This window comes from Aquirufa nivalisilvae (genome assembly GCF_003143535.1).
Lineage (GTDB): Bacteria > Bacteroidota > Bacteroidia > Cytophagales > Spirosomataceae > Aquirufa > Aquirufa nivalisilvae.
The window spans coordinates 1,174,642-1,193,392 of the sequence record NZ_CP029346.1 but is presented as its reverse complement, the minus strand read 5'-3'; the positions used below and the strand labels follow the sequence as shown (position 1 = coordinate 1,193,392).

General features: G+C 37.2%; 24 protein-coding genes. 18 read left to right on the top strand and 6 right to left on the bottom strand.

The features are described from left to right. The first annotated feature begins 41 nt into the window (after nt 1-41). The 8 genes from HME7025_RS05305 to HME7025_RS05270 all read left to right on the top strand — a co-directional run bounded on the left by HME7025_RS05305 (nt 42) and on the right by HME7025_RS05270 (nt 4,742). Nucleotides 42-1,460, top strand: coding sequence for an MBL fold metallo-hydrolase (locus tag HME7025_RS05305; RefSeq protein WP_109322633.1), 1,419 nt, complete (start codon nt 42-44; stop codon nt 1,458-1,460). Nucleotides 1,461-1,462: 2 nt separating this feature from the next. Next, nucleotides 1,463-1,744: a rhodanese-like domain-containing protein gene (locus HME7025_RS05300; protein ID WP_226998284.1), complete on the top strand. Its 282-nt coding sequence runs from the start codon at nt 1,463-1,465 to the stop codon at nt 1,742-1,744. A 4-nt stretch (nt 1,745-1,748) separates the two neighbouring features. After that, on the top strand, nt 1,749-2,000 hold the full coding sequence (locus HME7025_RS05295; RefSeq protein ID WP_109322632.1) for a hypothetical protein: 252 nt from the start codon (nt 1,749-1,751) through the stop codon (nt 1,998-2,000). After that, a complete protein-coding gene (locus HME7025_RS05290; protein ID WP_109322631.1) occupies nt 1,975-2,184 on the top strand; it encodes a DUF6132 family protein in 210 nt (69 codons plus the stop codon). Before HME7025_RS05295 ends, HME7025_RS05290 begins: the two co-directional genes overlap by 26 nt. A 116-nt stretch (nt 2,185-2,300) precedes the next feature. Then, nucleotides 2,301-2,864, top strand: a complete 564-nt coding sequence (locus HME7025_RS05285; protein ID WP_109322630.1) for a YeeE/YedE family protein — start codon at nt 2,301-2,303, stop codon at nt 2,862-2,864. Nucleotides 2,865-2,869: 5 nt separating this feature from the next. Beyond that, nucleotides 2,870-3,379, top strand: a complete 510-nt coding sequence (locus HME7025_RS05280) for a DUF6691 family protein (RefSeq protein WP_109322629.1) — start codon at nt 2,870-2,872, stop codon at nt 3,377-3,379. A 272-nt stretch (nt 3,380-3,651) separates the two neighbouring features. After that, a complete protein-coding gene (locus HME7025_RS05275) occupies nt 3,652-4,161 on the top strand; it encodes a hypothetical protein (RefSeq protein ID WP_109322628.1) in 510 nt (169 codons plus the stop codon). Further along, nucleotides 4,155-4,742: a hypothetical protein gene (locus tag HME7025_RS05270; RefSeq protein ID WP_109322627.1), complete on the top strand. Its 588-nt coding sequence runs from the start codon at nt 4,155-4,157 to the stop codon at nt 4,740-4,742. Before HME7025_RS05275 ends, HME7025_RS05270 begins: the two co-directional genes overlap by 7 nt. Before the next feature lie 1,630 nt (nt 4,743-6,372). On the opposite strand, the gene HME7025_RS05265 is transcribed toward HME7025_RS05270, so the two are convergent. Both HME7025_RS05265 and HME7025_RS05260 read right to left on the bottom strand, forming a co-directional pair. Then, entirely contained in the window at nt 6,373-8,043 is a 1,671-nt protein-coding gene (locus tag HME7025_RS05265; protein WP_109322626.1) for a bifunctional metallophosphatase/5'-nucleotidase, read from the bottom strand. Between the two features lie 4 nt (nt 8,044-8,047). Then, on the bottom strand, nt 8,048-9,100 hold the full coding sequence (locus HME7025_RS05260; protein ID WP_109325014.1) for a c-type cytochrome: 1,053 nt from the start codon (nt 9,098-9,100) through the stop codon (nt 8,048-8,050). A gap of 121 nt (nt 9,101-9,221) precedes the next feature. Here HME7025_RS05260 and HME7025_RS05255 point away from each other — a divergent pair, with 121 nt between their 5' ends. Next, nucleotides 9,222-10,415 carry an NAD(P)/FAD-dependent oxidoreductase gene (locus tag HME7025_RS05255; RefSeq protein ID WP_109322625.1) on the top strand — a complete coding sequence of 398 codons (1,194 nt, stop codon included), beginning with the start codon at nt 9,222-9,224 and terminating at the stop codon, nt 10,413-10,415. 50 nt (nt 10,416-10,465) lie between these two features. Here HME7025_RS05255 and HME7025_RS05250 read toward each other — a convergent pair whose 3' ends face one another. Then, complete coding sequence (locus tag HME7025_RS05250; protein WP_161956209.1) at nt 10,466-10,876, bottom strand: DsrE family protein; 411 nt, start codon at nt 10,874-10,876, stop codon at nt 10,466-10,468. Nucleotides 10,877-10,911: 35 nt separating this feature from the next. Here HME7025_RS05250 and HME7025_RS05245 point away from each other — a divergent pair, with 35 nt between their 5' ends. The 4 genes from HME7025_RS05245 to HME7025_RS05225 all read left to right on the top strand — a co-directional run bounded on the left by HME7025_RS05245 (nt 10,912) and on the right by HME7025_RS05225 (nt 13,108). Beyond that, entirely contained in the window at nt 10,912-11,514 is a 603-nt protein-coding gene (locus HME7025_RS05245) for a class I SAM-dependent methyltransferase (RefSeq protein WP_109322623.1), read from the top strand. Between the two features lie 75 nt (nt 11,515-11,589). Beyond that, nucleotides 11,590-11,892 carry a rhodanese-like domain-containing protein gene (locus HME7025_RS05240; RefSeq protein WP_109322622.1) on the top strand — a complete coding sequence of 101 codons (303 nt, stop codon included), beginning with the start codon at nt 11,590-11,592 and terminating at the stop codon, nt 11,890-11,892. 26 nt (nt 11,893-11,918) lie between these two features. Continuing rightward, complete coding sequence (gene trxA / locus HME7025_RS05235; RefSeq protein ID WP_109322621.1) at nt 11,919-12,215, top strand: thioredoxin; 297 nt, start codon at nt 11,919-11,921, stop codon at nt 12,213-12,215. Between the two features lie 188 nt (nt 12,216-12,403). Next, the gene (locus HME7025_RS05225; RefSeq protein ID WP_109322620.1) at nt 12,404-13,108 is read left to right on the top strand and encodes a thioredoxin domain-containing protein; all 705 of its coding nucleotides are present in this window, start codon (nt 12,404-12,406) and stop codon (nt 13,106-13,108) included. A gap of 102 nt (nt 13,109-13,210) precedes the next feature. Here the strand turns inward: HME7025_RS05225 and msrB are convergent, their stop codons facing one another. From msrB to HME7025_RS05210, 3 genes are all read right to left on the bottom strand, one after another. Further along, nucleotides 13,211-13,696, bottom strand: a complete 486-nt coding sequence (gene msrB / locus HME7025_RS05220; protein WP_109322619.1) for a peptide-methionine (R)-S-oxide reductase MsrB — start codon at nt 13,694-13,696, stop codon at nt 13,211-13,213. A 203-nt stretch (nt 13,697-13,899) separates the two neighbouring features. Next, complete coding sequence (locus tag HME7025_RS05215) at nt 13,900-14,700, bottom strand: DDE-type integrase/transposase/recombinase (RefSeq protein ID WP_109322221.1); 801 nt, start codon at nt 14,698-14,700, stop codon at nt 13,900-13,902. A gap of 23 nt (nt 14,701-14,723) precedes the next feature. Continuing rightward, entirely contained in the window at nt 14,724-15,149 is a 426-nt protein-coding gene (locus tag HME7025_RS05210; RefSeq protein ID WP_109322220.1) for a transposase, read from the bottom strand. A gap of 224 nt (nt 15,150-15,373) precedes the next feature. Here HME7025_RS05210 and HME7025_RS05205 point away from each other — a divergent pair, with 224 nt between their 5' ends. From HME7025_RS05205 to HME7025_RS05185, 5 genes are all read left to right on the top strand, one after another. Further along, nucleotides 15,374-16,039: an SOS response-associated peptidase gene (locus tag HME7025_RS05205; RefSeq protein WP_109322618.1), complete on the top strand. Its 666-nt coding sequence runs from the start codon at nt 15,374-15,376 to the stop codon at nt 16,037-16,039. 83 nt (nt 16,040-16,122) lie between these two features. Then, nucleotides 16,123-16,566 carry an SRPBCC domain-containing protein gene (locus tag HME7025_RS05200; RefSeq protein ID WP_109322617.1) on the top strand — a complete coding sequence of 148 codons (444 nt, stop codon included), beginning with the start codon at nt 16,123-16,125 and terminating at the stop codon, nt 16,564-16,566. A gap of 26 nt (nt 16,567-16,592) precedes the next feature. After that, the gene (locus tag HME7025_RS05195; protein ID WP_109322616.1) at nt 16,593-16,958 is read left to right on the top strand and encodes a bleomycin resistance protein; all 366 of its coding nucleotides are present in this window, start codon (nt 16,593-16,595) and stop codon (nt 16,956-16,958) included. 117 nt (nt 16,959-17,075) lie between these two features. Next, on the top strand, nt 17,076-17,777 hold the full coding sequence (locus HME7025_RS05190; RefSeq protein ID WP_109322615.1) for an SIMPL domain-containing protein: 702 nt from the start codon (nt 17,076-17,078) through the stop codon (nt 17,775-17,777). Nucleotides 17,778-17,904: 127 nt separating this feature from the next. Next, on the top strand, nt 17,905-18,717 hold the full coding sequence (locus tag HME7025_RS05185) for an SMP-30/gluconolactonase/LRE family protein (RefSeq protein ID WP_109322614.1): 813 nt from the start codon (nt 17,905-17,907) through the stop codon (nt 18,715-18,717). The last annotated feature ends 34 nt before the right edge of the window (nt 18,718-18,751 follow it).

The following is an 18,751-nucleotide window of genomic DNA, read 5'->3' as shown; positions in this document are numbered from 1 at the left end:
CTACCTTAAAACAACACATTAACAACATACCATTTAAGAAAATGAAAGTAGAACAGATTTATACAGGATGTTTAGCACAAGGTGCCTATTACATTGAAAACAATGGCGAAGCTGCCATCATTGATCCTTTGCGCGAAGTAGAGCCCTATATCCAAAAGGCTGAGCGCAATGGAGCTAAAATCAAATATGTATTTGAGACACACTTTCATGCTGACTTCGTTTCAGGACACATTGATTTATCTGCTAAAACAGGTGCCCCCATTGTCTATGGCCCTAATGCTGCCTGTGCTTTTGATTGTATTTCAGCTACGGACGGACAAGAATTTCCATTAGGAAAGGCTACTATCCGTGTCATTCACACGCCTGGGCATACCATGGAAAGTACTTGCTTCTTGTTGATTGATGAGCATGGAAAAGAAACCAGTTTATTCTCGGGAGACACCTTATTCATTGGTGATGTAGGTCGTCCGGATTTGGCACAAAAAGTAAAAGCTGAATTAACTGAAGATATTTTAGCTGGACATTTGTATGATTCCTTACGTAACAAAATCATGCCTTTAGCTGATGATATCATCGTATATCCAGCGCATGGTGCTGGTTCTGCTTGTGGGAAAAACATGAGCAAGGAAACCACAGATACCTTGGGGAATCAAAAGAAAACCAACTATGCTTTGAATCCGAATTTGACTCGAGAAGAATTCAAAAAAGAAGTATTAACGGGTTTAGTAGCTCCTCCATCCTACTTCCCTTTGAATGTATTGATGAATATTCAAGGCTATGATAGCATCGACAAGGTATTAGAGAGAGGTCAGCATGCACTGTCACCAGAAGCTTTTGAAGTTGCTGCCAATGAAACAGGAGCTTTGATTTTAGATACGCGCGATCCTCAGACATTTACGAAAGGATTTGTACCAAACTCCATCAATATTGGAATCGATGGTTCATTTGCTCCTTGGGTAGGTGCTATGATTCCTGATATCAAACAAGAAATCTTGTTAATCACCGATGAAGGACGTGAAGAAGAAGTGATTACTCGATTAGCTCGCGTAGGTTATGATTTTACTATTGGATACTTGAAAGGAGGATTTGAAGCATGGAAAGCGGCAGGTAAAGAAGTGGACAACATAGAATCCATCTCAGCTGAGGAAGCTGCCGAGCGTTTTGCCGCAGGTGAAGGTGAAATTTTGGATGTGCGTAAGAACTCAGAATATTTGAGCGAACACGTGAAAGAAGCAGAAAATGCACCCTTGGATTTCATCAACGATAGTATGTTGAAGATAGATAAGAACAAAACATACTTTGTACACTGTGCTGGAGGTTATCGTTCCATGATTTTCAACTCTACGTTGAGAGCTCGTGGATATCATAACTTGATTGACGTCAATGGAGGTTTTAAATCCATCAAAGAATCAGAGAAATTTCACATCACGGACTATGTTTGTCCATCAACTTTATTGTAATCATGAACATACAAGATTTAATTAGCAACCCGAAAACCAGTATTGTGGATGTGCGTGAAGTCGGGGAATTCATGCAAGGCCATTATGAAGGAGCCATCAACATCCCATTAGGAACAATTCCGAATCAATTGGAAAAATTTAAAACCATGGACGGCCCTATCATTGTGTATTGTCGCAGTGGAAACCGCTCTGGATTAGCACAAACCATGTTAAAGCAAATGGGGTATCAAGAGGTTTATAATGGTGGTGCTTTGCAAGATATGTTGGTCTATTCTAACAACTAATCCTATGTGGAACACACTCAAGCAACCTTGGGATCTTATGCGCATGGCTCGCCTATTAATGGGCGGCTATGCGATGTTTGAAGCCATTAAAACACAAGAATTATTTTTGGGACTCTTGGCGGGAATCTTATTGATCCAAGCATTGTTTAATATTGGCTGTGGTGCACAAGGATGTGGCATTCCAACGAACACAAAGAAATCCTCTTCCCAAAATATAGAAGAAACCGAAAATGAAGAAGTTCATTCAAAACCATAAATTAGCACTGATTGGCACCTTCTTGGGTGGAATTGTAGGCTATTTATATTGGCAACAAATTGGATGTAGTACAGGCACTTGCCCACTCACTTCTAAGCCTCTGAATAGTACTTTGTATTTTGCCTTTCTAGGTTATATTTTTAGTGGATTTTTTAGTGCTAAAAAATCAGTAAACAGTAAATAGTGGTTAGTTATTAGGGATTAGTTATTTATGTAAAGCTCTTAATTTTAATTATTATGAGAACTTCTGATCACTAATAACTAACAACCAATAAAAAAAAAGCTTACCATAATAAAACAATGATAGAAACAATTACACAACCCTGGCCTTGGTACGTGGCAGGGACCTTAATTGGTTTAATAGTACCAGCCCTATTGCTCTTAGGCAATAAACACTTTGGCATATCGTCCAATTTGAGGCATATTTGCGCGGCTTGTTTTCCAAGTAATATCCCATTTTTCAAATACGATTGGAAGAAAGAATCTTGGAATTTATTCTTTATTGGAGGAATTTTAGTTGGTGGATTTTTATCCGCTCAATTCCTAGGATCAAGTGACCCAATTATAGTCCATCCAGATCTAGCTAAAGAATTGGCAGGATATGGAATTGATGATTTTTCTGGATTAGTACCGGTGCAGTTGTTCTCATTTGACAACTTATTTACCGCCAAAGGACTCATCATGATGATTGGTGGAGGATTTTTAGTGGGCTTTGGAACGCGTTATGCGGGAGGATGTACATCTGGACATGCCATCATGGGTTTGAGCAATTTACAATGGCCTTCTTTGGTAGCCACAATCAGTTTCATGGTCGGAGGATTCATCATGGCCAATTTTATTTTACCTTACATTTTAAGTTTATAATTGACATGGAAAATAAGACTTTAGTACATAGCGACCCAATGGATTATGAAGTAAGATCATTGGATACCATGTGTATCAATGAATCTGAATTAAAGCACCCTTGGTGGTATAATTTCAAGTATTTAGCTGTAGGCGTCGTATTTGGAGTTGTATTCGTGAAAGCGGAGATTATTTCATGGTTTAGAATACAAGAGATGTTCCGTTTACAAAGCTTTCATATGTATGGGGTAATTGGTACGGCAGTAGTGGTGGGAGCCATTTCAGTGTTTTTGATTAAGAAATTGAAGGTCAAAACCATACATGGAGAGGATATTACATTTAGCGATAAGAAATTTAACAAAGGCCAGATTTATGGAGGCTTGATGTTCGGCTTCGGCTGGGCGATCACAGGAGCTTGCCCTGGTCCTCTTTTTGCTCAACTGGGCACGGGAGTATTATCCATATCCGTGGTGATTTTAAGCGCCATTGTTGGCACCTGGACATATGGATACTTGCGCGATAAACTTCCACATTAATACCCATATAGTTCAAATGGATAGAAGACCATTACCGAAAGGTGGTGGTCTTTTTTGTGTGATTGAGCAGTAATATTTGAACATATTATACCATTCCAAATTTTCAAAATTATTTCAATAATTAAAAAACTTAGTAATCATAGTTAGAAATCAATATGCCAAAACTGTAATATTAATGTTTGAAAATTTTAAATAGGTCACATTTAAAACCAAAAATTAGCATAATTATTACTATATTTTGAAAATCAAAATAATGAATTTCCCATTTCCAAATGAATGATGATCGTATTTCAAAATCAGAAAAAAAATCCTTGTCTGAATATAATACGTTAGAGCTAAGAGGATGGATTATTGAGCAATTTTGCAAAATAGAATTTCAAATAAATCAGATTATTATCAATCACATTAAACCAGTTAATTGTGAAGATTTCGAAAGAATTATATTAAACTCATCAATTCTTTCATTTGGTAATAAAATCAAGATCCTTAAAAATGTAAAAGATTTCGATCAGAAAACAATTGGTAAACTCCAAAAAGCAGCTTCCATTCGGAATATTTTTGCACATGCTTCAATCTATGAATCTATTGAAATTGACTTTGATGAAGAATATAACATTAATAATATTGATGTGTCTTGCAAAATCGACATAATGACATCTGATGAAAAAATATCTTCACAGAATGTCGTAAAAAAATTAGATGAATATTATGATTTAACTAATTCAATTATTGAAGATTTATCAAAATCTTTACCAAATGTACATTTAGATGCCCCATGCTAAAAAAACACGTCGTTCTCATTGGTATTATTCTTTCAAGCATCTTGCTATTAATAGCTACTCAATATTACCCAGGTGGTTCTATGTCCAACAAAAACTCCATTGGTTTTGATTGGACTAAGAATTTTATTTCTAATCTCTTTGCTGAAAATGCCATCAATGGTAATGAGAATCCTGCTCGATATTGGGCTTATTTTGGAATGATTTTTCTCTCTCTTAGCTTAACTGCATTCTTTGTTCAATTTTCCACCAAAATTTCTCATAAAGGGTCTAGATTAATCGTTCGTTACTTGGGTTCCCTAGGTATGATGTTTACTTTTTTAATCGTTACCTCCTACCATGACCTCATGGTGATATTATCAAGTACGCTATTTCTGGTTTGCTTATTTTACATCACCGTCTTTATCTTTAAAACAAAACAGCACTTTTTAAAACTCCTGTGCGTCATTTGTTTACTCATTTTCTACACAACCTTATACCTATACGGTGCAGGCGCTTTTGACATACTGCCCGTCATGCAAAAATTAACTTTTGTAAGTGTCATTAGCTTGGTATTAACTCTACAATATCGGTGTACACTATAATCCTCACCCTAATACCGAATAACAATAATTCAAGTCTACATTTTTTCATTCTACATTCTACATTTCGCTAATCCCTAATAACTAACAACTAATAAGGTTAATCCCAACGAAAGATGGAAACGCAGCTTGATGAATTGTAAATGATAAATTATGAATTATAAATGTTGGAGCCTTTCATTCTAATAACTAATCCCTAACAACTAATACCTAATACCCAATCCCTAATAACTAATACCTAATTAGGTTAATCCCAACGAAAGATGTGAATGAAGCATGAGCGAAGCGGCAGGCGGATATTTGACCTTGCGCATAGGCCATGTGCGATGGCGTCAAAGATTAAAGCCGAATGCGAAGTGAACATCGGTTCTGCGCAGCAGAATTCGTCTTTGGATTAACCGTATTCCTACCGTTTTTTTTGTTTCTTTTTTTATGAAAAAAAAGAAAAACCATATGAATTAAATCTTCGACAAAGCTATTTTTAGGACTATTTCTTGTTGTTTTAACAATAGCACTTTGTTTCAGCAAATACTAGGGATTTTCTTTTTTGGACAAAAAAAGAAAGACCATATGAATTAAATCTTCGACAAAGCTATTTTTTAGAACTCTTTCTTGTTGTTTTAACAATAACACGATGTTTCAGCAAATACTAGGGATTTTCTTTTTTTGGACAAAAAAAGAAACAAAAAAACTTCTTTTTGTCGTTCAGCCAAGGCGAATTCCTCTTCGCGGAACCGTGATTCACTCCGCTATCGCCTATACTTTTGACGCCGACGCACATTGCCTATGCTGAGGTCAAAACCTCGTCTACCGCTGCGTTCATCACATTTCGCAGGGCTGCACGACGATGTTTTCCATCAAAATTTTACATTCTTCATTCTACGTTGAACGGTTAATCCTACGAAAGATGGGAACATAGCATGAGCGAAGCGGAAAGGGAATTGTAAATGGTAAATTATTAATTATAAATGGATTCTAATCCTTGATAACTAATTCCTGATCCCTATTTTAAAAGGTTAATCCTACGAAAGATGTGAATGAAGCATGAGCGAAGCGGCAGGCGGATGTTTGACCTTGCGCATTGGCCATGTGCGATCGCGTCAAAGATTAAAGCCGTATGCGGAGTGAACATCGGTTCTGCGCAGCAGAATTCGTCTTTGGATTAACCGTATTCCTACCGTTTTTTTTGTTTCTTTTTTTATTAAAAAAAAGAAAAACCATATGAATTAAATCTTCGACAAAGCTATTTTTAGGACTATTTCATGTTGTTTTAACAATAACACGATGTTTCAGCAAATACTAGGGATTTTCTTTTTTTGTCGTTCAGCCAAGGCGAATTCCTTTTCGCGGAACCGTGATTCACTCCGCTATCGCCTATACTTTTGACGCCGACGCACATTGCCTATGCTGAGGTCAAAACCTCGTCTACCGCTGCGTTCATCACATTTCGCAGGACTGAAAGAAGGTGTTTTCTATCAAAAATTTTACATTGAACGGTTAGTTGGAACGCAGCTTGATGAATTGTAAATGATAAATTATGAATTATAAATGTTGGAGCCTTTCATTCTAATAACTAATCCCTAACAACTAATACCCAATCCCTGATAACTAACAACTAATATTAAATCTTCAATTATCTAAAAGAATAATCCACCCCTGTTACTTGACTCAATAAAGACTGCGGACCATCAAGGATTTTAGCATCATGACGTAAGGTAGGCGTCACTGGTGAGAATTTAGCTAGATACTCTTTCATCATACCATGTAATGTATAGGCTGTATTCTTTGCTTCCTTTACCCCTTTCATGCGACAAAGCATATCCTCGGGATCTCCGTCGCGTTCGCATGCACACAATACGTATGATTTCTCTAACTCTAAGGGTGCCCCTCCAATAATAACTTTTTGAACCCGATGACCAACTCGCTCAAATGCTTTAAACTCAACTTGCATTCCCTTAAAACGAATGAGCCATCCGCCAAAACGTAATGACGCATCCTGAGCAAACACATTCTGCAATTCCTTTTCTAACCAATTCATGATTTGTTGACCTGTCGCTTTCGCCGTCCGAATCATGGAATCCACTGGTAACATATCAAATAAATACCCCTCAGTAATTGCTACTTTCCCATCTTTTCCAGGGATGCGTGGTGGACAAAATCTGAAACCATTGGATAAAACCACATCGGCATTTACTTTCCATTTTAAAGCATCAACAATTAACGTATCAATGGTATTTTCAACGACAAAATTTCGGTACAAAGGCAAGGTACTATAACCTAACACTTGGTCAATCTGAGATTTCCATGGACCTTCCAAATCATTTACTAAATTTAAAATCTCCTTTTTAGCAGGATATTTTATGGGATCAACTTCCACTAATTCATAAGTTGAGCCAATCACTTTGCCTTCTTTGACTTGAATATCCAACTTCCCAATAAAGGAACCAAAAGCTCCAGGCTCTACAATTTTCGTATAAGCTGCTTGAATGGGTTTACGTACTCGCTCGTGTGTATCCGCCCCAAAAATATAATCTACACCTTCACAATGCGGATTATTCCCTAAAGCAATTTGTTGAGAAAGACCTAAATGAGATAGAATAATGACAAAATCACATTGCTCTTGCTCCTTTAAAATTGAGACATATTCTCTTAGATTTTCTTCCGGTTTGGTATATAAAATACCCTTACTATACATGGGTGATTGCCGAAGAGGTACCAAAGGATCCGTGTATCCTAAGAAACCTATTTTCACTCCTAATCGATGCATAATTTGATAGGGCTGAAAAATTAATTCCCCTTTCTTGCCATCACCTAAATCGTGATACATATTAGCACAAATTTTTGGTGCTAAAAGGCCACCCAAAAGTTTTTGCATGTTTTTCTTATAATACACCACTTCCCAGTTTCCAGGTAGGTATAAATCATAGTTCATTGCATTCAGCAATGGAACAAATGCCTGACCAGTTGTCTTTACTGATAACATAGAACCTTGGAACATGTCCCCAGTATCTAACGTAATTGTATTCTCCGGATTCGACTGCTTCATGCGATCTAAGGCCGTGGCCATGTGCGCGTAGCCTCCAGTTTTTCGAAAGACTAGCTCATCTTTCTCCCAAAACAACTCATCATGCGCATGCAACTGACAATGCACATCGGTTGTTTGTAAAATAGTAATTTTGCCTGAACTCGGTTTTGCAGGAATAGAATGTGGATAAGCCTCATTTGCTTCCAAGGAAGCAAGTGGTGTTAAAGCAGCTACACTACTCAGTAATCCACCTTGTATAAATTTCCTTCTTGAGTTCATCGGTTTAGCTTTTTGATTTTTTGTGTTTTTTGATCCAATCACTGATAGGTTTATATGGACCATATTTATGTTGAGATTCCGGGAAAGAATCAACATATGGACCAAAGGGATGATCAAAGGGTTTACCTGAAATATCCGGCCAATCTTTAGATAAATCTTTGCCAGGTCTTGGCATGGAATTGATATATGCAGCTACATCCCAGGCTTCTTCGTCAGTCAATTGAGCTTTTTCATAGGTCGTACCAAAGGGCATATTGTATTTCACATAACCTGCCAAATTGGATATTCGAAACAAACCCGCCCCTTCGTTATAGCTATGCATTCCCCAAAGTGGAGGATAGGTATAGGACTTGCCTCCTTCAGCAAATACCCCTTCCCCATTGGACTGATGACAGGATTGGCATTTGGCATCATAGACTAATTTACCCTTTTCAGGATCAGTAGCACGTTTCAGGAATTTCAATTTAAAAATCCCTGAGCCCTTAGGCCTAATGTCTTTAGCCACATCTTTTCCAAGCCATGCAATGTAAGCTAAAATGGCCTGCATTTCCTTACTGGTAGAGTCAAGTTTCATTCCATTTAAACTGCGTTCAAAACAATCATTCACCCTTTTAATTTGATTTTCTATCGTCCCAGATCTAGCTCTAAACTTAGGATAAGTGGATTCCACAGCAAAATAATTATTTCCCCAAGGTTGAGAACCCGCCTTTAAATGACAATTTTGGCAATTCATGCCATTTGACATCGCCCTAACCGAGCCTTTAGGTCCCAAATAATCTGATGTATGCGCAATCAATTCCCTCCCATAGAGCACCAATTCCTTTTGACCAGCAGGTAAATACATCATACGCCAGTCGGACGGCGCTGTCCACACATGGGTGAAATTGGAATCTAGTTGAATAAAAACAGCACTCGAATCTGTATTGTCTGCTACACTTTTATGTGAACGGATCTGTCCAAAAAACAAATACGCCATTAGTCCAAGCAATAAGATGACAAGGGCATACAATAATTGAATTAAGCTATCCAGTGAGCTCTTAGGGGAATTGGTTTTCATATCTAATAATGGTGGTAAATCATTCAAAATTAGTTGGTCCATTTACCTCTTGTAGTGACAAATATCACGAATTACTAAGCTTGAATACTATAATATTACATATAATTAAAACAAAAACCACATGAGAATTCACCATCAAATCATCATCATTGGTGGAGGGAATGCTGGAATTTCTGTAGCCAGTCAACTACTCCGACAAGATTCCTCCGTGGACATTGCACTGATTGATGCAGCTGAAAAACATTATTATCAGCCTGCTTGGACTTTAGTGGGAGGCGGTGTGTATGATATTCAAAAGACAGTTCGCGACGAGGCTTCGGTGATGCCAGAAAAAGTTAGATGGATTAAAGCCATGGTAACAGATGTGCAGGCCGAAAAAAATAAAGTAGATTTGAGCAATGGAGAATCCATTTACTACGATTACCTCATCGTGTGCCCTGGCATTCAGCTCAACTGGTCTGAAATTAAAGGACTTAAAGAAAGTCTAGGTAAAAATGGGGTTTGTTCCAATTATAGCTTTGAAACGGCTCCATATACCTGGGAATGTGTACAAGCCCTGCCACAAGGCGGAAAGGCCATCTTTACCAATCCTCCCACCCCAGTTAAATGCGGAGGCGCACCTCAAAAAGTGATGTACCTCTCATCTGATTATTTCAAAAAGCATCATAAACTAGCCGATATCCAATTTTGGAGCGGTGGGACTCGTGTATTTGGCGTAGAAAAATATGAGAAAACGTTGAAACAAGTCATACATCGCTACGGCATTAAAACCCATTTTTTTGTCCAATTAGTAGAAATTGATGGTCCCGCCAAAAAAGCGAAATTCGTTGGACTAGGTGATACAAATAAAGGCCAAGAATATTGGGTGGATTATGACATGATTCATGTAACCCCACCCCAATCAGCCCCTGATTTCATTCGTCGAAGTACCTTGGCAAATCAAGCAGGCTGGGTAGAAGTAGATAAACATAGCTTACAACATGTTCGTTTCCCCAATGTGTTTTCATGTGGAGATGTAGCTGGTATACCTGTCTCTAGAACGGGGGCCGCTATACGTAAGCAAGCACCTGTATTGGTGGCTAACCTTTTATCGCTGATCAAAGGCGATGCATTAAAAGCATCCTACAATGGTTATTCTTCCTGCCCCATCGTGACTGGATACGGGAAATTGGTCTTAGCGGAATTTGATTATAATAATGTACCGACTGAAACTTTTCCTTTTGACCAATCTAAAGAGAGATGGTCCATGTACCAATTGAAAACCAAAATACTACCTTGGCTCTATTGGAATGAAATATTACCCGGTAAAATGTAAAAAAGCTGGAAGCTTTTTGTGCTCCCAGCTCTTTCTCTCATGTTACTTGATTATGGCTTCAAATAAGACCAACCAGCTTCTTGCTTTAAAATAACTTCAGCAACACCCGATGGTACAAAACCAGATTGGGGAAGTAAAGTTGCCTTATCAATTTTATTCATGCGGATGGTGTTCTCGCAAGCTACAAATGACACCCCTTTGGCTGATAACTCAGCTATTTTGGCCTTTTGAGTTGTTTTTGAATCTATTAATAAACCAATACCTGAACCATGGGCCACCACTTCAATAGAAGTATTTGGACCCAAAGCAGTTTGCAAATTACCAATATTACGTACCACACCATGCCAAGCAGTGGTATCCGAAGTATTCACCTGAATCACAATTTTATGAGCAGGAGATTGAGCTAATGCATGTAAACTTACACATAGCACCATAACAGTAAACAGGACGATTTTTTTCATTTTCATAATTTTTTCCGAAAGTAAACAATCTACACATGAAAGCAATATGGAATTCACGATATGATTCAAAAGAATATCAATATGGTGTAGAGCCGAATCAATTCTTTAAAAAACAATTGCAAAAACTATCTATTGGCCGACTTCTTGTGCCTGCCGCAGGAGAAGGTAGAGACGCTGTTTTTGCAGCACAAATAGGTTGGGAAGTTCATGCCTTTGATAGCAGTGACACCGCCCAAGGAAAAGCCAATAAATTAGCTGGGGAAAAATCCGTCAATTTGCATTATGAATGCATTGATGCTGCCAGCGTACGTTATCCTTTTGAATCCTTTGATGCCATTGCTTTGGTATACTTCCATCAAAATCCTGAAGAAAGACGTAAATTCCATCAGCAATGTATCAAATGGTTAAAACCTGGAGGTAAAATCATTTTGGAGGGATTTCATAAAAATCAAATGGGCTTAAACTCAGGTGGTCCAAAGGATTTAAATATGTTATTCGATTTAGATGAGTTAAACGAAGATTTTACAGGGTTGACCAAAGAATATTCCAAAGTAAAAGAAACCTTGTTAAACGAAGGCCCACTGCATCAAGGCAAGGCTTATGTCATTGATTTTCTTGCTAGTAAAAGCCTGGTATAGGCGATCAAGAAGAGACAATTGTCACGCCAGAAGGCTAAAATCAAGCTTACTTTTGTAGTATAAATAATCAAAAACATGATTGAATTTCTTAAAAATTTATTGGGTTTTGGACCTAAAATAGATGTAGCAGCTTTAATCAAATCTGGTGCTAAAATTGTGGATGTCCGTACAGTAGCAGAGTACAAACAAGGGCATGTGAAAGGTTCATTAAATTTACCTTTACAGACTTTGACTAGTAATTTAAGCAAATTGAAAAAAGATGATGTAATCATCACTTGTTGCGCCTCAGGTATGCGTAGTGGAGCAGCCAAACGTTTGTTGAAATCACATGGATTCCAACAAGTACACAATGGTGGAACTTGGATGTCATTAAGATAGTTTAGTCTATATAAAAAGCCAATGTTATGAGCAATTTTTCAGAATTATTGAAATCAGAGCAGCCAGTACTTGTCGACTTTTCGGCAGAATGGTGCGGACCTTGCAAACAGTTGAAACCTATTTTGGAACAAGTAAAAGCCAAAATTGGAGATTCTGCAAAAATCATCAAGGTGGATGTGGATAAAAACCGCAAAACAGCAGAAAAATTCCAGATTCGCTCAGTACCCACTATGATTTTATTCAAAAATGGTAAATCCGTCTGGCGACAATCAGGCGTTATTCCAGCGAATACCTTGGTAGGAATCATTCAGCAGTACAGCTAAATCAATGAAGAATTAAAAATGTAGAATGTAGAATTATCTCTAACCAAACAGAGAAAAGATCTATAACTTAACAAATTATTCTACATTCTACATTCTACATTCTACATTCTACATTCTACATTCTACATTCTACATTCTACATTCTACATTCTACATTCTACATTCTACATTCTACATTCTACATTTATATGAAATCCCTTCTATTTTCCCTATTAACTTCTTTAATTCTCTTTTCTTGCTCCACGCCAGCGGGGAATGGGCTACAAGACCTAAGTGCTACAGATTTTCAATCAGCCTTACAAACTAGTCCTGCAAAGCAAGTATTGGATGTCAGAACTCCTGAAGAATTTGCCGGCGGACATATTGCTGGAGCCATTTCGGCAGATATCAGTTCCGAGGCATTTCAACAAACAGCAGATGCTTTGGATAAAAACAAAGCGATATATGTTTATTGTTTATCGGGAGGTCGTTCTTCTCAAGCAGCCCAACAATTAGTTTCTATGGGTTTCAAAGAAGTATATAATTTAGGTGGCGGTATCTTAGCTTGGAATGCAGCCAGCTTGCCACTATCAACGGAAATTGGAGCTCCTATTCAACAAGCAGGCATGACATTGACTGCATTTGAAACTCAAATTAAAGGCAAGAAAAGAGTAATCATTGATTATAACGCCACTTGGTGTGGCCCTTGCAAACAACTAAGCCCCATCTTAGAAGCTTATGTAAAAGATCAAAAGGGGGCCGTCGAATTGATTAAAATCGACGTAGATGCAAATCCAGAATTAGCTAAAGCCAAAAACATTGAAGCTATTCCCTATTTGGAACTATACCAAAACGGAAAACTAACTTGGAAAAACGTTGGGTTAATTGGGAGAGAAGAACTAGATAAATTGTAAATGGTAAATGGTAAATGGTGAATGATAAATGATATATTTTGAATAATTAAGATATCCGAAACGCTTCCCATTTACCATTCACCATTTACAATTCCCCATTCTTTATTTGCTTGCTTCAAAGCTCAAAGAAACCGAATTCACGCAATAACGTAAACCCGTTTCGGTTGGTCCATCATCGAAAACGTGACCTAAATGGCCACCACATTTTCCACAGGTTATTTCAATGCGACGCATACCTAGTGAATTATCAACTGTTTCTTTAATCACTCCAGCCTTAATTTCTTTATCAAAACTTGGCCATCCACAATGCGCATCAAATTTCGAATTGGAGGAGAATAAATGAGCACCACAACCTCTACAAGTATATACTCCTTTTTCACTGTGCATCAAAAACTTGCCTGTAAAAGGTCTTTCTGTCCCTTTTTGACGTAAAATATAATACTCGTCTGGCGTTAATTTGGCCTTCCATTCGGCCTCTGAATGTGGTAAATCTTTCATAGGTATATTTGCTTGAGCAGCATCCTTGGGTCTTTGACCACAAGCTTGAAAACATAAAAAAACGATACAAGAAATAAATAGAGATTTCATAAATGTTTTTTTTTACAAATAACGAGAAAAAAAGGAGATTGTTTCAATTACACTCACAAAGTAGTCTTTGGAGAATGGCAAATTATAAATGGTAAATGGTGAATGATAAATTGTAAGTGATAAATGGTGAATTGTGAATGCCTGAATGACGTTGACCGTTTTGTGTCACTTATACTTGATTCATATTCAATTATTTTAGGTATTTAGCTTATAGCTTGATTTAAATTTAGTAGTTTTTTTTCAAATGCAATAGGAGACATTTTATTTAACTCAATATGCGGCTTTTCTAGATTATAAAGTGATACTGCGCGGTCAACTTCCTTGACTAGCATTTCGAAGTTATTGATTTTACGATGCCTTAAATAATTGTTTTTAATAATACCATTGATGCGTTCTGCTTTCCCATTTTCCCAGGGATATTTGCACATGCTATTCTTGATCCCATATTTTTGAGTCACGCTTAAAAATTCTCTGGCATAATATTGACCTCCTCCATCGGAATGAAGTATTAAATCATCAAATCGCCTCTGTTTTCTAAGCTTGATGGCCATTTGTAAGGCTGGAATGGTCGTGTGAGTAGTCAATAGTCTTTTAGAGGTGTGATGACCCACTATATGACGTGTATAGGCATCTATGATAAAAGTAAGGTAATAATAGATTCCATTGACTTGATAATAACTAATGTCGCTCTGCCAATATTGGTCTATTCGACTCGGTTTTTGATGTATCAATAAATTCTCAAACCGAACTACTCCTTGACTATCTGTCGTCTTGATAAAGGAGTGTATTCTAGGCCTAGTTAAATGTTGTTGCTTACAAAATACCTCAAATAAATCCCTTCCCATCATCTGCTGATGATCGGGTTTTATCATATAGTACAAGTAGCGAATAGCCATAGTGGGGTGTTTTACTCGAATTTCATCGACGACCTTTAATAAATGATGTTGAACTTTTTCCTGCTTGATTTGTCGATTTAACTGTTGATGTACAGCTTGCTTACTCATTCCAAGACTTCGATACAATTCATTTAAGCTGAAGTGATGTTTTTCTCGGGTGAGCCAGTAGTATCGCAGGGTTTGGAATCGAATTTTTTTTTAATATCAACCCCATATGCCTGTTCGGCTAGATCAATCATTTTATCCTTAAAGTCAAGCAAGATTTGCTTCTGACCTACGATACGCTCTAGTTCAGCCACTTTTTTCTTGAGTAATAACAACTCTTGTGTATCACTCTGTGTCTCTACTATAACTCGGGTCTTATTGGTTTTCATTGTACCGAATTTAGAAATCCATTTGTACACATTGGTCCCAGATACTTCATATTGCTTACAAATTTCTGAAACTCGAGTTCGACCTTGTTCTATTTCTCGAACTTTCTCCATTTTAAAACTGTCACTAAAATGACGAAGACGTCTTTGTGACACACTTTGAAGATACAACTTTTTGTTGGCCATAATTAATAGATTTTAAGTTTAAAATTTTACTTTTAAACGGTCAACCTATTTCAGGCATTGACAAAATAAAAAATATGAATAGATAGTAACTTAAAAAATGAAAGAATAATGAGGATTATATTTCAATTGGAATTAATAATTAAAAGGTACTAAATTGGAAAGATAATTTACCATTCGTCATTCCCCATTTATAATTTATAATTTACCATTTACAATTTTCTCCTATGTGCTACTACACTGACCAAACTAGCTCCAATAAAGCCTTAGAAAACAGGTTCAAAGCACAGGCAAAATATGATGAATCAATGGCTCAAAAAGGTAAGATTTCAGGGTTTACTCGAGCTGCATTACCAATCATCACACAAGCTAAACCAGATCAAATACAATTAATTCCTTGGGGCTTAATTCCTGCCTGGGCCAATACCGAACAAGCCCGAGAATTGCCCAAAAACACCTTAAATGCTAAATCAGAAAGCATTTTTGAAAAACCTTCATTTGAGCCTTCTATCTTAAAACAACGCTGCCTCGTACTAGTGGATGGCTTTTACGAATGGCAACATGTGAGTAAAAATAAAATCGAATACCGTGTTCATTTAAAATCAAACGGTCCTTTTGCTTTAGCTGGAATCTATGCGATTTGGCATAATCCTCAAACAAGCATGCTAGAGCCGTCTTTTTCCATCATCACCACTCCTGCCAATGAGCTCATGGAGGAAATTCACAATACCAAAAAGCGCATGCCCCTAATCCTTTCTGCAGACCAAGAAAGGGATTGGTTAGCCCCCATGTCGACTGAAAAGATTAAATCCTTTTTCAAGCCATTTGAAAGCAATAGTATGCAGGCCCAAAAGGTCAAAAATATGGGAGATCAAATCCAACTCTTTGCATAAAAGCCCTATCCTCTATCTATTATGCTACATGATATTCTCACAAAAAAACTACCTTTTGAATACATTTTCATCTAGCTAAATACATGAAAAATAGAGAATTGCGTACCTATGCACATTTTCCAGTATCCATTGATCTTCTTTGGAAAGTATGGACTGAGCCAGACCACCTCATTCATTGGTGGGGCCCTAAAGAATTTACCAACACCATTCACCAGTGGGATTTTCAAAATGAGGGAGAATGGAAAATGACCATGCACGGCCCCGATGGAACCAATTACCCGAACCGAAGTATTTTCAAAGAGATTATTCCTCATAAAAAAATCGTATTTGAGCACTTCAATCCTCATTTCATTACCACAGTAAGCTTCGAAAACCAAGGTGATTCTGTTCTACTAGATTGGTCTCTACTATTTGACAGTGAAGAGATGTATGAGATTATTGTGAAAGCTCATCAGGCCGATAAAGGTCAACAAGAAAACATCGAAAAACTTACTCTTTACTTAGCAGAATTACAGATAAATCAATAACCTTCATATCTCAAAAACTGACAGCTATGCTCACCGATATCCATCCTAAATTACCCATGCGAAATAAATTCGTCACTAGGGATTATTACATGAGCCAATTAGGCTTTCATGAAGTGGGACAAGTAGATTACGATGGCTATTTGATGTTACAAAAAGATCAAATTCAACTCCATTTTTTCGAATTCAAAGACTTGAACCCTCTTGAAAACTATGGACAAGTATACATCAGAACGAAAGATATAGCAGGTTTTTATCAATCATTACTAGACAAACAGGTGAAAATCCATCCCAATGGACCATTAGAATCAAAACCTTGGGGACAAAAAGAGTTTTCCTTACTTGACCCTGATCATAATTTGTTGACATTCGGAGAAGCAATATTTTCCAAATAAAGGAGTTAATAGTTTTCCCATCCATGTTCAATTCTATAGAATCTTAGATGTGCTTTATCGAACCAACACAATCATCTTTCCAACATCTATTAACCGCCTAAAATACTTATTAGTCATATGAAAAAATTAGCCCTATTTCTGCTTCCATTCATCAGTTTTTGCGGTATGTCGCAAACAAAAAACTTCATCGATCAAGCCCATTTAGAGACGACTGCCAAAGTAGATACGCTCGTAAGTCCTGACAGAATTTACCTGAATATCACCATTTCAGAAAAAGATACCAAAGGTAAAATATCCCCAGAGGAATTAGAAAACAACATGAATAACAAATTAAAATCAATGGGAATAGCCACCGATAAGCAACTCGTTTTAAAAGACTTATCGAGCAATTTCCAAAAGTATTTTTTTAAACAACAAGATATTCAAAAAAGTAAAAATTATAGCCTAGTGGTCAATAGTGCCCTCACGGCTGGTAAAGTAATGATGGGTTTGGAGCAAATAAATATTTCCAATATCAGCTTAGAAAAAACAGAATATGCTAATATGGAATCACTGCTTTTAACTTTAAAAAGTAAAGCTATTAAAAAAGCCAAAATGCAAGCTTTAGCGATGACAAAACCGCTGAATCAAGCACTAGGAAATGCGCTGTATATTTCAGACAATTCCAATTTCATGAATCCATATAACAACCGAATGCTAGGCATACAAATGAAAACTGCCAAAGCATCCCAAGAAAATGATAGCCTCCCTCCCATTGACATTGAATTTGAGAAGATTCTAGTAGAAACAGAAGTGCGAGTTGTATTTAAATTAGATTAAGTGATTGGGGTAATCAATAAGTAGATTTTAATGGATTTGCCAATTAGCTGATTACATTGTGTAACAAAAATTTGTATATTGAAAGCCTTACTTGCCAAATTTCCTATTCTACTTATCCATTTTTATCATGAAAAAACTACTTATTGCTCTCTTAGCGCTGCTTTCTTGGACTACACAAGCCCAACATACCTTAGAAAAAGTTTGGGAAAGTGATACCACACTCGCCGTACCTGAGTCAGTTTTATACCACCAAGGTGGCCTTTATGCTGCCCTGATTGATGGTCAACCTTGGGACGTAGATGGCAAAGGTGAAATTGCCAAACTTGATAAAAATGGTAAAATTCTGAACGCATCATGGGTCACTGGCTTAAATGCACCCAAAGGAATGGGGATTTGGAAGCAACAATTATATGTGGCCGACGTCTCGGAAGTGGTCATTATCCAATTAGCTACAGGAAAAATCACGTCTAAAATACCAGTGGAAGGTGCTACTGGCTTAAACGACATCACGGTTGACAAGCAAGGCATTGTCTATGTATCTGATTCCAAATTAGGAAAAGTTCACCGCATTGAAAATGGCAAAGCAAGTCTCTATTTAAGTGATCTCAAAGGAGTTAATGGACTTAAAGCCGTAGGTGATGATTTGTATATGCTAACAGCCAACGTTGTTTTCAAAGCGGGTGCCGATAAAAAACTGGTACCTGTTGCTACTACAGAAATTGGGGGTGATGGTATTGAGCCTGTAGGCAATGGAGATTTTGTGGTTTCATGCTGGCCAGGTTTGATTTACTACATGGACCAAGCAGGTAAATTAACCACGATGCTAGACACGCGTGAAAAAAAATACAATACGGCCGACATTGGCTATAACCCAGAGCAACACATGGTCTATGTCCCTACTTTTTTCAAAAAATCGATTGTGGCGTATAAGCTGAGATAATGAAGAATGTAGAATGAAGAATTATCAATAATTA